The sequence below is a fragment of the Gordonia heveisoli genome, assembly GCF_030315745.1.
Taxonomy (GTDB): Bacteria; Actinomycetota; Actinomycetes; order Mycobacteriales; family Mycobacteriaceae; genus Gordonia.
The window spans coordinates 243,386-256,433 of record NZ_JASXSH010000003.1; the positions used below are offsets into that span (position 1 = coordinate 243,386).

The window sequence follows — 13,048 nt, forward strand, 5'->3', positions numbered from 1 at the left end:
TACCGTAGGTTGGCATGATGCGGTGCACGATGGTGAATTGTTCACCCGCTCGACGTCAGTCCGGGACGACGACCGCCCGCCCGCGGAGGTCATTGGCAGCGAGCCGCCGATAGGCCTCCAACCCGTCGTCGAGGGAGAACCGCTCGACGGCAACCTCCAGGACGCCGTCCCGGGCCAGATCGAGAACTTCGATCAGTTCGTCGCGCGCACCCCAGTACGGTGACCGCACCGACACCTCGTAGGGCTGAGCGAAGAACCCAACCTTCGCCGCCGCGACTCCGTCGCCGATGCCGACGATGACCACATCACCCATCGTGCCGACGACGCCCAGCGCGGTGTCGATGGTCGGCTGATAGCCGACGAAGTCGAAAACTGCTGTCGCGCCGTCATTTCCCACGATCCTACGGACATTGGCGACGGCGTCGGCATCGCTGAGCACAGTTTCATGCGCGCCGACCTCGCGCGCGAACGCGAGCTTCTCCGCACTCACATCCAACGCGATGATCCGCGACGGCGTGAGGTGCCGAAGCAACTGAATGCCCACATGTCCGAGACCGCCGGCTCCGATCACCACGGCGGTCGAGCCGCCGACCAGCTTGGGCAACGAAGGTTTGATCGCGTGATACGGGGTGAGACCTGCGTCCGTCAGCGGTACCGCGTGAACAGGATCCAGATCGCCGAGCGGAACCAGATGGCGCGCATCGTCGACAATCATGTACTCCGCCATCGCACCAGCGCTGCCAAGACCCGGGGGTGCGATACCCAATTCGGCGGCCCGACTGCAATAGTTCTCGAGACCTCGCGAACAAAAGTGGCAGACGCCACAACCCCACGGTCCATAGACCGCGACCGCATCACCGTCAGACACCCCGCTAACACCGCTGCCGGTTTCGGCGACGACACCCGCGCCTTCGTGGCCCAGCGTCATCGGCAGGGGATAGGCGAAGTTGTCCGGTGGCAGGTTCAGGACGAAGTCATCGGAATGACATGCACCCGCGGCCGTCACCTTGAGCAAGACCTGCCCGGGACCCGGTGCCGGCTTGTCGATCTCACGCAGTTCGGGTGGATGCTCCGGCTTGACGATCTGAATGGCCTTCAAATTCTTACCCCTCTCGACGAATCGGCGATCGGTCTCTGGCGGCCCACCCTTCCGGTCTACTCGCATCCATCAAGCCGCACCATCGGTTCGATCAAGGTTCATCCACGCCGATCAAGGGACGAGGCCCAACCTTCCGGACAAGGACGTCAGCGAGCGTCGGTGATGCGTTTGCCGATCGCGGTCAACTGCCGGATCTGGGCGCGGGTCAGCCGATCGATCACCAGGTCACGCACATTCTCGACGTACCCAGGCGCGGTGGCCACCACCTTCTCCCAACCCGATTCCGTCAGAACGGCATTCGTGAACCGTCCGTTCTCAGGACACGGGTGGCGGCGCACCCAATCACGCTTTTCCAGCCGGCCGACGACATGCGACAGACGCGACAGCGAGCCGTAGGACAATTCGGCCAGATCACTCATGCGCAGGGTGCGGTTCGGCGCCTCGGACAGGGCCGCCATCACCTCGTACTCGAAATGTGTCAGGCCGGCATCGCGGAGCAACTGGGCATCGATCGCATGCGGCAACCGAGCCAGGACGGTCGCAACCTGAATCCAGGCGGCCATCTCCTCGTCGTCGAGCCATTTCGGCTCGGGCGCAGCGTCGGGCATTGGGGCAGTGTAGCCGAGCCGAAAGACACCATGCATCAGTTGACGCATCAAGTCAGGGCGTTCTAATCTCAGTTGAGGCATCAACTCAAACTCCAAGATTAAGGCTGACCCGATCATGAACAACCCCCTCGTTCGCAGTGGCGGAATCCTGCTGGCCCGCGTCGCCATCGGCATCATCTTCCTGGCCCACGGACTGCAGAAGTTCCAGCAGAACGGCTGGTCAGGACCGTCCGCCGGATTCGAGATGATGGATGTTCCCGCGGCGTCGCTGTCCGCCTTCGTCGTCACGTGGCTGGAAATCATCGGCGGCATCGCACTGATCGCCGGTGTACTGACCCCGGTCGTCGCGGCACTTTTCACCCTCGACATGCTCGGCGCACTCTTCACCGCCCACATCGACAGCGGACTCTGGGTGTCCGACGGGGGATACGAGTTCGTCCTGGCGCTTGGTGCCGCATCACTGTTGCTGGCCGTCGTCGGCGCCGGCCAGTTAAGCGTCGATGCGCTCCTGGGCGACAAAGTGCGTCGGCTGGTGCCGAACAAGGCCGGGTCCACCAGCAGCGTTACTGCCGGCTGATCCGTCCCGCAGCGCCGCAGGTCCGCAGTCACACTACTGTCGACCTGCGGCGCTTTCCCGTCTTCCTCTATCACACCCGGTTCACGAAGTATCGGCAATCACCGAACTGCAGTGATGTGTCGTGCGTCTATCCTCATTGCATGACCACGTCAGCAGACGAATCCGGAACCACCAGCCGCATTCGAAGCGACGTGTTCGCTCCGCGAGTCATGTCCGCTGCCGAGGCCGTGCGGTTCATTCATCCGGGGCACACCGTCGCGATCAGCGGCTTCGCGAGCGCGGGCACCCCGAAGGACACCATTCCGGCATTGGCCGACCGAATCCGGCACACCCGCGCCGCCGGATCAAATTTCACCATCAACCTACTGACGGGTGCGTCGGTGTCCACCGACACCGAACGGCTGCTGGCCGAGGTCGACGGCATCGCACTGCGCATGCCGTACCAGTCGGAGACAACAACGCGCCAGCGCATCAACAACGGCCGGATGGACTACGTCGATCTTCATCTTTCCCATGTGGCACAACAGGTGTGGCAGGGCTACTACGGCACCGTCGACGTCGCGGTCGTCGAGGTCGCCGGCATCACCGAGGCCGGGGAGTTGATCCCGTCGGCGTCGATCGGCAACAACAAGACCTGGCTCGACGTCGCGGACAAGATCATCCTCGAGGTCAATTCGTGGGTGCCCGCGGAAATGGAGGGCATGCACGACGTCTATTACGGGACGGCGCTGCCGCCCAACCGCAGACCGATCGAGATCACCCGCGCCGACGATCGCATCGGCCAGACCACCTATCGGGTGGATCCGGCCAAGGTCGTCGCCGTCGTCGAGACCAACGCCAGTGATACCGCCACCTCGGTCACCGCACCTGATGCGATCAGCACCGCGATCGCCGGTCACGTCCTGGACTTCTTCAGCTCCGAGATCCGCGCTGGACGCCTGCCCGCCGACACGCTCCTGCCCCTACAGGTCGGCATCGGCAATGTGGCCAACGCGGTTCTCAGTGGCCTCGACCGCGGCGGCTACCAGGGCCTGAACTGCTATTCCGAGGTGATCCAGGACGGCATGCTCGGCCTCATCAAGGACGGCACCATCGCCCACGCCTCGGCGACCGCGCTGGCGTTGAGCGAGGTAGGCCTCGCGGATCTGAACGCGAATATCGCCTTCTACCGCGATCACATCACGTTGCGTCCGCAGGAGATCAGCAACCACCCGGAGGTCGTGCGCCGGCTCGGGGTGATCGCGATGAACGGCATGCTCGAAGCCGACATCTACGGCAACGTCAACTCGACGCACGTCATGGGCACCAAGATCATGAACGGCATCGGCGGGTCCGGCGATTTCGCCCGCAACGGCTACGTGTCGATGTTCCTGAGTCCGTCAACCGCCCGCGGCGGCGCAATCTCGGCGATCGTCCCGATGGTCCCGCATGTGGACCACACCGAGCACGACACCCAGGTGATCGTCACCGAGCACGGCCTCGCCGATCTGCGCGGGCTGTCGCCGCGGCGGCGCGCCCGCGCGATCATCGACAACTGTGCGCATCCGGAATATCGAGCGATGCTCGACGACTACGTCGCACGTGCGGAGGCTGCGGCAGACGCCGGTCAAACCCCACATCTGCTCGGCGAGTCGTTCGACTTCCACCGCCGCTACCTCGCCACCGGTTCGATGCGCTGACGCCGAGCGAGACATGTGGTGACGGCGTCACCGCGAGGCGGCCGACCCACCGGTGAACACCGGCGTCGCAGTCGTCGGCGACGTCGGCAGGTAGTAGACCTCGACCGCATCGCGCGCCCTCGGCTGGGTTCCGACCGCAAACGAGGAGCGGCCCTCGATGGTGTGCTCAGCGCCGGCGGCGTCGACGAAACGCACCGAGTAGCTGATTCGGACATGGGTGTCCTCGTTTGCGTAGGTACCCTCGGCCGCCACGACCCGACCCGGCGCCCGTTCCCCGGATCGGAACAGAAGCAGTCTGGTCCGCAACCGTCGGCCCCACACCGCGAACAGCACCGCCGTGATGATCAGGCACGGTACGACCGCCAGCGGGTGTATCGATACCGACGACCCGATCCCCAAGCCCAGCGCCATGCAGCCGGTCACCAGCTGCCACCATTGAATCGGGACCACACAGCAGGCCGCGATCGACGTGAGCAGGCCGACTACCGCGACGGCCAGCGTGTCCGGATGAGACATCGTGGCGACGAAGATCGCAACACCTGCCGTCGCGACGACACCAGCGACCAAGGACAACACCAGCGCCTGACGGATTCGCTCGGGTCCTGGTTCCATCTGAACATCCTAGAATCGGACATCCGGATGCGGCCACCGACCGTCCGGGTAGCGACTCACCAGCGTCGGGCGGGGTGCCGGGCCGCGCAGCCGACACACTGTCGGGTGGCGGGGAGCACCTCGAGCCGCTCCGGATCGATCGCCACACCGCAGGTTTCGCACCGGCCGTAGGAACCCTCACCCATCCGAAGCAGCGCTGCGTCGATCTCGTCGAGCCGCACGCGTGAGCGTTCGACCTGCGCGACCAACTGCCCACGTTCGACCGCCAGCGTCGACCCCTCGGGATCGTGTTCGTCGTCGGCCGCCGCGTCGGCGGTGGCGTCGATGACCGCTGCAAGTCGTGCCGTCAGGGCATCGATCAGGCCGACGGTCCGCTCGCGTTCGGCGGTCAGGGCTTCGCCGGACGGATTGGGGGAGACGTCCAGGTCATCGGGGTCCGGGTCCATTGCTCCGTTGTACGCCCGCCAACCGACACCCCCACCGAACCAGGGTCAGGTGCCGCAGAAGGTCTGGAATCCGGAGGTGAAGGACTCGGGTGCCGGGCCTTCGTAGGCCGCCCATTCGGGGCGATGCGCGAAGGGGTGGGTCACCACGTCGACGAGTTCTTCGACGGGGAGGAGATCACCGTCGGTCGCAGCGCGCAGGGCGGCGTCGAGATGATGGTTGCGCGGGATGTAGCGCGGATTGACCCGATCCATCGCCTTCGCCGTCGTCGCACCGTCCCGTCCATGGTCGGCCAGCGCCGTGCGCCACCGGGTGATCCAGGACGCAGCCTGCTCGCGGGGGATCAGTCCGTCGAGTGGCTCGGGGTTGCCGCGCAGGTCATCGGCCAGGGCGCGGAAGGCGCCGGTCCAATCGACGTGGTGGTCGTCCAGGAGCGTGAAGAGGTCGTCGATCAGTACGGCGTCGACGGACGCGTCGTCCAGTCCCAGCTTCGCCGCCATCCCGGCGCGGAAGTGCCGACTGTAGTGGTCGTCGAAGCTGTTCAGGGCGGCCGTGGCGGATGCGATGGCGGCGTCGGGGGTCGGGTCGATGAGCGTCAGCAGGGTTTCGGCGAACCGGGCCAGATTCCATTTGAGGACGGTCGGCTGATTGCCGAAGGCGTATCGGCCGCCATGATCGATCGAACTGAAGACGGCGTTCGGATCGAACGCGTCGATGAAAGCGCACGGACCATAGTCGATGGTCTCGCCGGAGATCGTGGTGTTGTCGGTGTTCATCACACCGTGGACAAAGCCGACGAGCATCCAGCGCGCCACCAGCTCCGCCTGCCGTTCGACGACCGCCGCAAGGAATCGTTGGTACCGATTGCCGTCGCCGTCGGCGGGCAGCCCGGCCAGCTCCGGATAGTGTCGTTCGATGGCGTAGTCGGCAAGTGGCGCAAGCAGATTCGCGTGTCGCGCGGCCAGCTCGAAGGTGCCGACGCGCAGATGACTGGCGGCGACCCGCGCGAGCACCGCGCCCGGTTGGGCGCCCTCCCGCCGAACGTCACGCCCGGTCGCCACCACCGACAGCGACCGCGTGGTGGGGATACCGAGCGCATTCATGGCTTCACTGACCACGTACTCGCGCAGCATCGGTCCGAGGACCGCGAAGCCGTCACCACCGCGGGAGAAGGGCGTCGGACCCGAGCCTTTGAGTTGGATGTCCACCCGATGTCCGCGTGGATCGAGCAGTTCGCCGAGCAGCAACGCGCGGCCATCGCCGAGCATCGGCGCATATCCGCCGAACTGGTGGCCGGAGTATGCGGTCGCGACCGGCTGCGCATCCGCGGGCGACGCCGCACCGGACAGCACCGCCAGACCGTCGTCGGTGCGCAACGCCGACGGATCCAGTCCGAGCGCGACGGCCAGGTCGACGTTCAGGACAACCATCGTCGGCGATGACACCTCCGCGCCCTGCCACGGCACGGTGAGTGGTCCGAGCCGGTCGGCAAAGGTGTTCTCCAGCCCACTGATCGCGGTGCTGGTGCGGATGGGGGAGTCGGGGGCGGCCACAAGTCCAGGGTAGCCACGGTCGGCACCAGGAATGTCTACCGCGGCGCCCGGCATAGCAAGATGGCCGGGTGACAGTTCGCCCACGTGCCTCGCGCCACACCCTCTTCCCGTTGTACGCCGCCGGTTTTGTCACCGCGTTCGGTGCGCACAGCATCGCCGCCAGCCTGGGCGGACTCACCGGCTCGGTCGGCTCCCAGCTCCTCGCGCTGGGTCTGTTGCTGGCGCTGTACGACGGCGCCGAGGTGTTACTGAAGCCGGTGTTCGGCACCCTCGCCGACCGGATCGGTCCACGGCCGGTACTGCTCGGCGGTCTGATCGGCTTCGCGATCGCGTCGGGCGCGTTTGTGCTCGCCGACAATCCGGGATGGCTCGGGCTGGCGCGATTCGCCCAGGGTGCCGCGGCCGCCGCGTTCTCGCCGGCCGCGAGTGCGATGGTGTCGCGCCTGACCCCCGACGATGCGCAGGGCCGGGCGTTCGGCAGCTACGGTGCGTGGAAGGGCTTGGGATACACGCTGGGACCGCTCCTGGGCGGGGCGCTGATCTGGGTGTCGGGGTACAACCTGTTGTTCGCGGTGCTCGGCGGGCTGGCCGCGGCGGTCGCCGCCTGGGCCGCAGTCGTCGTGCCCACGCTGGCGCCGCTGCCACGCACGCGGCAGACCGTCGTCGACCTGATGCGTCGCCTCGGATCGCGGTCATTCTTGGTCCCGACCGCCGCACTCGCCGGGTCGACCGGTGTGCTCGCCGTCGGGGTCGGGTTCATCCCGGTGGCGGGCTCCGACCACGGGCTGGGACCGCTGGTCACCGGTGCCATCGTGTCGCTCCTGGCGTTGACCGCATCGTTGGTGCAGCCGCGGGCCGGGCGTGCCAGGGATGTCGGGAAGATCTCCGATGCCACCGGCATCGCCCTCGGATTGGGTATTTCGGCAATCGGATTGGTGACCGTCGCCATCCCAGGACCGGCCGGCATCGTGATTGCCGCCGCGCTGATCGGTATCGGCGTCGGGTTGGTCACCCCGTTGGGCTTCGCGCACCTCGCCCAGCATTCGCCGAAGGAACGCCTCGGCCAGACCATGGGTTCGGCCGAGATCGGACGCGAGCTCGGCGACGCCGGGGGACCGCTGCTCGTCGGTGCGATCGCTGGCGCCGCCGGCCTGTCGCTGGGACTCGTCGGCCTGGCTGTGATCCTCGGAGTCGTCGCGCTGGTCGCTGTGGTGCAGCTCGGGAATGCCGATGAGGCCGACCCGATATGCACTACCGAACGGTGACCGCGGCTGCGGCCGTCCGCACCGTCACCCGAGGGCGAGGTCGCCGGATGATTTGCAGCTACTCAGCTCCAGCCGGGAAGGTTACACGCCCGGATGGTGGCGAAACCACCGCCGTCGTCGACGATGAGGACATGCCTGTCGTCGTCGACGGTGAAGACGGTTACGCCCTCGGGCTTCATCGACCCCGCGAACTTGACCGGCAGGGTCGTCGTCTCGGTATTCGTCCCGTCCCAGGTGCACAACTCGAATGGCACACCCTGGTGCCCACCGACGGAACGACCGAGCAGCAGTAGAAATTGCTGGCACCCGGGATCGTAGGTGAGGTCGCGAATCCCCTTGGTAGGGGACGTAGAACTGCAAACCAGGAGCGTCGGACCGGCGGTCAGTGCTGCCCGTGTCCAGGGCGCGGACGCATCCAGACCCACCCGAAGCACCATCGCATGTGGCGGGGCCGTCGGCGAGCGGAGCCCGAAGAGCAGTTCTCCGCGTGACGGATCCCAGGCCACTCCCTCGATGTTGAGCCCGCCGTCGTCTGGGGTGCGACCGGCGGCCTTGCGTAACGCCGGATAATGCTCGAGAAGCCAACCACGAAAGTCCGGAATCGATTCCGCGTGTAGGTGACCGTCAGGGGAGTAGATGATCCGAACCAATCCACCCGGCGGATCCACCCCCTTGCGTCGGGCGCCCAACGACGACGCGGCGATGAGATAACGCGTGCCGGCATAGTCGACGAGCGTCAGTCCCTCTGGGTCGGTCAGGTCGCCATGAGCGACCCCCGACAACGGCCGCGTAAGAAGCGGCCCGACCTGGGCGCCGTCGGCGTCGAGCGCAAGTTCCAGAAGTGCCGAGCCGTCACGATTGTCGACGAAAGCACAACGGCCACCGCCGAGATCGACCACACCGGAAGCGTTGCGCGCTTGGGCAGCCGCGGGCCGGAATGGAGTCGTCGACACCTTGAGACGTTTCGCCACCGGTACCTCCTCCGGGCCGGCGGCCCGCCCTCTCAAGCTTAGAGCCAGTCGTCGAGCACAGCGAAGTACATCCGTGCGGGAGGACGGCAACGCGGCCACCGTCAACTACACGAAAGCCCGCCCGACACAGTTCAACACTAACAACCGGGACGCATCCGTCCACTCCACCAAGCGGTCTCGGCCTCGCCGGCGTCGCCCCGGAGCACGTCATCTCGATGCTGTCCGTCGATGATGTGGAAGGCGATCGACTGTCGTTGGCTGACAACCATCAGCGGCCACCACAGTGCGCGCACATAGGCCACGGCCCGCTCGTGCCCGTCCCAGTCGTAGACGCCACGGTAGATGTTGTGTTCGTCGTTGGTCATCCACAGCTTGGTCACGAATCCGTCAAAACCTGCGAACAGTGGTGTGTTGGCCAGGCTCTCCGCGCGAAACAGCCAATGGGCCAGACGGTTTCCCCGCACCCACCGAAGACGGAAGCAGACAACCAAAGTCACCGGTTCGGTTGCTCCGCTGACATCCCGCGTCGTCTCCCGGTACACCGTCGTATGTGTCCCGTCGGCGAAGTCCACTATCCGCCCGACATTGTCGCGGGGCTGATGGAGGCGTCGGGTGCAGATCAGGCGAACCGTGGTCACGAAACAACGACCGATCACACCCATCGCCACAGTCCAGGAGGCAGGTGTCGGAGCAGCCATCGCGCTCTCCTCTCGCCACCCGATGACACCAGTCTGGTCCGACCCGCATGTGATAGCCAGGGCATTAGGTCACGGCTTGGCCGGCGTTCGGCTCCGGCCGGGTTCGCTACGATCATCGACGAAGCCGTCAGCGACACAACCGTGACCGCGGGCGCCGGCAGTTCGGGCAGAGAGGGTACATATGGCGAGGTCGGCCGAACCGGGCCGGACAGCATTGCTCGACGCCGGCCTCGCACTCGCCGACCGCGGCGGGATGCGCGAGCTGTCGGTGAATGCCGTCGTCGCCCAGGCCGGCATGGCCAAAGGCAGCTTCTACCAGCACTTTCCAAGCCGTCGCGACTTTGTCGTGGCACTGCATCGCCGCTACCACGACGACATCACCGCGCAGCTATTGGCGGTCGTCGGCGATATGCCCATTGGTGCCGAGCGGTTGCGCCTCGGGGTGGAGACCTTTCTCGATGTGTGCCGAACCACCCGGGGGACCAAAGCGTTTCTCGCCCAGGCACGCACCGACGCCGATCTGCTGGACGAGGTTCAGGCCAGAAATGCGGCCATCAGCGCTCTCGTCACGGCGGACCTGGTCGCCGTCGGCGCCGATCACCCAACGGCCACGGCGCATCTGCTGGTCGCAATGGTCGCCGACATCAGTCTCCAGGAGCTCTACGACGGCATGGTCCGGACCGACCTGCGAACCGCGCTGTACACGCTGCTCGGGTTGCCGGACTCGACGACGTAACCGACGGCAGGTCTTGCGCTTGCCACCGCCGCATGTCATCGTATGACCGACTGGTCGGTCATTGGAGATGGGGTTTCCGTGAAATCACGCTGGACCTGGGCAATCGCCGCCGTTCTCGTCGCCCTGACATCGGCACCAGCGGTATCCGCTACCGCGACACCCAGCCATGCGGTGCCACACAGCTACCTCGTCGGCCTGCGGGAGCAGGCGCTGCATCCGGGGCAAACACCCCCGGGCGCCAACGACTGGAAGTGCCGGCCCACCGCCGCACATCCCGAACCGGTGATCCTGCTGCACGGGTTCGTGTCCACGAGCACCCTGACCTGGCAGACGGTAGCCCCGCTGCTCGCCAACCAGCGCTACTGCGTTTACACACTCGACTACGGCGTGGTGGCCGGGGTCGGGGGTTTGGCGCCGATCGAAGTCAGCGCGACGCAGCTCGCGCAGTTCGTTCGTCGGGTGCTCGTGGCAACCGGCGCCCATCAGGTCGACATCGTGGGACATTCCGAAGGCGCGACAATGCCGTTCTACTACCTCAAGCACACGCCAGGCGCCGCGTCGACGATCCGTCGTTACGTATCGCTCGCCGCACTCAACCGGGGAACCACCCAAGCCGGGTTCGCACCATTGATCCGAGCCGCACTGGCGGTACCTGCCATCGGGCGGCTCGCCGACCGCGACTGTGGCCCATGCCATCAGCTCCTGGCCGGGTCCAGCTTTCTGCGCAATCTCAATATCCACGGATCAAACTACCCGGCAATAGATTTCACCAACATCGTCACACGATTCGACCAGATCGCGACGCCATACACGACCGGACTCCTGGACGGGCGCAACGTCGAGAACATCGTCGTTCAGCAACAATGCGCCGACGACTACACCGACCACCTCGAACTGCCGTCCGACCCGATCACGGCACGATTGGTGCTCAACGCGCTCGACCCCAGTCATCCCAAGAGTCCGACATGCAGGCCCGTCGCGCCAATCGTCGGTCCGGTGACAAGTCGATAGCGCCAGTCGCCTGACGCTCGGCCTATGCGTGGACCGACCCACCGCAGTTCGCACGGATGTGCGAATATTGGTGGCGTGAGCGCACGAAAGAGCACCGGATTGACCCCCGACGACCTCGAATCGCTGAGGGCGGGACTCGCCGCAGGCAAGCGGGTCACCGTCTATCTGCGCGAGCCCATGCCGTCGTTAGATCTCGACGCCGGTACGTCTGCCCGCGTGGTTTCTGTCGACGGATCCACGGTGACTGTCAGCCCGAAGGGCATCGATGACGAACTCCCGTTCGAGGCCGACGAACTCCAGAAGTCCCGACCGTCCACGACCACGCCGTCGGCCCCACGCACACCCAAGGCTCAGCCGACTGCGTCGCCCACCACTCCGAGACCCGCCGCGCCGAAACCCGCACCACCACAAGCATCGTCGAAGCCTGCGGTCACTCGGGAGCCGTCGCCGCCCGCGAGGCCGGAAGAACCGAAATCCGCACCGGCACCTGCCAGAACGCCGCGACGCGCCAAATCCGCCCCGGCTGCGGTGAGTGTGACGATCACGTCGACGGGGGAGACCTCGTGGACGGTGTCGGTGGCCCATGGCACCAAGAAGCACGGCAAGCCAACCGAGGTCACCGCAGACCGGGTCGAGCGAGCCATCCGCGAACTCGGCGACGATACCGCGATCACCGCCGTCGACGTCGCCATCAGCTCCGCGCGCGCCGCCGCACAGAAGCGCATCGAGGAGCTGAGCGTCGAACTCGAAGCAGCGCGCGCGGCGCTGGCTCGGCTGGACGGGCAGGCCGATTGACCCATGGGAACTTCTATCTCACAACTGGTTACGGCCGAGAGACGCCACTCTGAACACCCGCTTGGGCAATGCCATTGCACTCACGTCACAGACAGGGTGTGGCGCACCGCTTTTCGTCACACGTGACGATTTGATTGTTGAAACCATCTCCGATCAAGGATGATTCGAACGACGGCTTGGGGTCGCACAGTCAGTTAGGTGCGATAAATGTGGGCACGGGGATCGATTCTGACGACAACGATGGTGTGGTTGGGATCATCGCTGCGGAGCAGGATGCGGTTGCCGCCACGTCGCGCTGTGGAGGCCACTGAGATCGTCACGCAGCGGCTTACTGAGTCGGTGTGCATATATTAGGCCAAGCAATCAGCCGATAAGATACATTATGTCAAGTGGACCACTGCATATCGCATACGTAGCAACAGAACTCAATGCGCCCCACCACCCCAACCTACGCACGCCACTGCGCATTGAAGTCACCGCGCAAGTCCCAGAAACGCCATCAAGGAGCGTTCGACTTCAACGAGCTGTTCGGATGTCAGACGGCCGACACGCGTCTGAACATTCGACCGTCGTACCGCGGTTAGCTTGTCAACCATCACGTCACTATCCCGCTCGAGGCCCGAGATCGAATCGCGATCACCCGGGATACGAATACGCAACAGGGACCTATTGGCCATACGTGTATCGAAGGTTGGCGTTGACCAGGGTGCCGATCCGTTGGCACATGTGGCGTTGCAGGTGCCCATCCGGATGGGGTTTGTCGACAACCAGCGTCCAACGCACCCGCGTACCACCCGCGGCGGGTTTCAGGTCGAAGACGATCTGAACATCTGGTCGATCCACCCACAACGACGACCAGACCACGCGCGAGGGGTCGTCGGACTGGAGAACCGTCGGGGCGATCTCGTCGTCATACAGGTCAAGCCAAGGACGGGACGGTTGCCGAGTCGGCTCCACGAGGTCAGCGAAGACCACAGACGGCGGCGCCGGTTGATCACGC

Annotated in this window: 15 protein-coding genes; 6 read left to right on the forward strand and 9 right to left on the reverse strand. The window is 65.6% G+C overall.

Annotated features, from left to right (window positions below):
- Positions 1 to 55 precede the first annotated feature (55 nt).
- Both QSJ18_RS04395 and QSJ18_RS04400 read right to left on the reverse strand, forming a co-directional pair.
- A complete protein-coding gene (locus tag QSJ18_RS04395) occupies positions 56 to 1,099 on the reverse strand; it encodes an NAD(P)-dependent alcohol dehydrogenase (RefSeq protein WP_286325032.1) in 1,044 nt (347 codons plus the stop codon).
- Positions 1,100 to 1,245: 146 nt separating this feature from the next.
- The gene (locus tag QSJ18_RS04400; protein ID WP_286325033.1) at positions 1,246 to 1,707 is read right to left on the reverse strand and encodes a MarR family winged helix-turn-helix transcriptional regulator; all 462 of its coding nucleotides are present in this window, start codon (positions 1,705 to 1,707) and stop codon (positions 1,246 to 1,248) included.
- Between the two features lie 115 nt (positions 1,708 to 1,822).
- Here QSJ18_RS04400 and QSJ18_RS04405 point away from each other — a divergent pair, with 115 nt between their 5' ends.
- Positions 1,823 to 2,284 carry a DoxX family protein gene (locus QSJ18_RS04405; RefSeq protein ID WP_286325034.1) on the forward strand — a complete coding sequence of 154 codons (462 nt, stop codon included), beginning with the start codon at positions 1,823 to 1,825 and terminating at the stop codon, positions 2,282 to 2,284.
- A gap of 140 nt (positions 2,285 to 2,424) precedes the next feature.
- Positions 2,425 to 3,963 (forward strand): acetyl-CoA hydrolase/transferase family protein, encoded by a 1,539-nt coding sequence (locus QSJ18_RS04410; RefSeq protein WP_286325035.1) that lies wholly within the window; start codon positions 2,425 to 2,427, stop codon positions 3,961 to 3,963.
- Between the two features lie 27 nt (positions 3,964 to 3,990).
- Here QSJ18_RS04410 and QSJ18_RS04415 read toward each other — a convergent pair whose 3' ends face one another.
- Genes QSJ18_RS04415 through QSJ18_RS04425 form a run of 3 tightly spaced genes read right to left on the reverse strand, consistent with a single transcriptional unit; the run spans position 3,991 to position 6,572 of the window.
- Positions 3,991 to 4,575, reverse strand: coding sequence for a DUF3592 domain-containing protein (locus QSJ18_RS04415; protein ID WP_286325036.1), 585 nt, complete (start codon positions 4,573 to 4,575; stop codon positions 3,991 to 3,993).
- Between the two features lie 56 nt (positions 4,576 to 4,631).
- The gene (locus QSJ18_RS04420; RefSeq protein ID WP_286325037.1) at positions 4,632 to 5,021 is read right to left on the reverse strand and encodes a TraR/DksA family transcriptional regulator; all 390 of its coding nucleotides are present in this window, start codon (positions 5,019 to 5,021) and stop codon (positions 4,632 to 4,634) included.
- Positions 5,022 to 5,066: 45 nt separating this feature from the next.
- Entirely contained in the window at positions 5,067 to 6,572 is a 1,506-nt protein-coding gene (locus QSJ18_RS04425) for a protein adenylyltransferase SelO (RefSeq protein WP_462475983.1), read from the reverse strand.
- A gap of 68 nt (positions 6,573 to 6,640) precedes the next feature.
- Between QSJ18_RS04425 and QSJ18_RS04430 the strand changes: the two genes are divergently transcribed.
- Positions 6,641 to 7,837, forward strand: coding sequence for an MFS transporter (locus QSJ18_RS04430; protein ID WP_286325039.1), 1,197 nt, complete (start codon positions 6,641 to 6,643; stop codon positions 7,835 to 7,837).
- 62 nt (positions 7,838 to 7,899) lie between these two features.
- On the opposite strand, the gene QSJ18_RS04435 is transcribed toward QSJ18_RS04430, so the two are convergent.
- Entirely contained in the window at positions 7,900 to 8,808 is a 909-nt protein-coding gene (locus QSJ18_RS04435; protein WP_286325040.1) for a hypothetical protein, read from the reverse strand.
- 137 nt (positions 8,809 to 8,945) lie between these two features.
- Positions 8,946 to 9,506 (reverse strand): hypothetical protein, encoded by a 561-nt coding sequence (locus QSJ18_RS04440; protein ID WP_286325042.1) that lies wholly within the window; start codon positions 9,504 to 9,506, stop codon positions 8,946 to 8,948.
- A gap of 181 nt (positions 9,507 to 9,687) precedes the next feature.
- On the opposite strand from QSJ18_RS04440, the gene QSJ18_RS04445 reads away from it, so the two are divergent.
- From QSJ18_RS04445 to QSJ18_RS04455, 3 genes are all read left to right on the forward strand, one after another.
- Positions 9,688 to 10,242, forward strand: a complete 555-nt coding sequence (locus tag QSJ18_RS04445; RefSeq protein WP_286325043.1) for a TetR/AcrR family transcriptional regulator — start codon at positions 9,688 to 9,690, stop codon at positions 10,240 to 10,242.
- A gap of 78 nt (positions 10,243 to 10,320) precedes the next feature.
- Positions 10,321 to 11,253, forward strand: coding sequence for an esterase/lipase family protein (locus tag QSJ18_RS04450; RefSeq protein WP_286325044.1), 933 nt, complete (start codon positions 10,321 to 10,323; stop codon positions 11,251 to 11,253).
- Positions 11,254 to 11,319: 66 nt separating this feature from the next.
- Complete coding sequence (locus tag QSJ18_RS04455) at positions 11,320 to 12,048, forward strand: DUF6319 family protein (RefSeq protein WP_286325068.1); 729 nt, start codon at positions 11,320 to 11,322, stop codon at positions 12,046 to 12,048.
- 473 nt (positions 12,049 to 12,521) lie between these two features.
- Here the strand turns inward: QSJ18_RS04455 and QSJ18_RS04460 are convergent, their stop codons facing one another.
- Together QSJ18_RS04460 and QSJ18_RS04465 are read right to left on the reverse strand one after the other, a co-directional pair.
- Entirely contained in the window at positions 12,522 to 12,794 is a 273-nt protein-coding gene (locus QSJ18_RS04460) for a type II toxin-antitoxin system PemK/MazF family toxin (RefSeq protein ID WP_353507201.1), read from the reverse strand.
- Positions 12,715 to 13,048 (reverse strand): hypothetical protein (locus QSJ18_RS04465; RefSeq protein ID WP_286325046.1); only part of this gene is annotated, 334 nt, incomplete at its 5' end. The genes QSJ18_RS04465 and QSJ18_RS04460, both read right to left, overlap by 80 nt.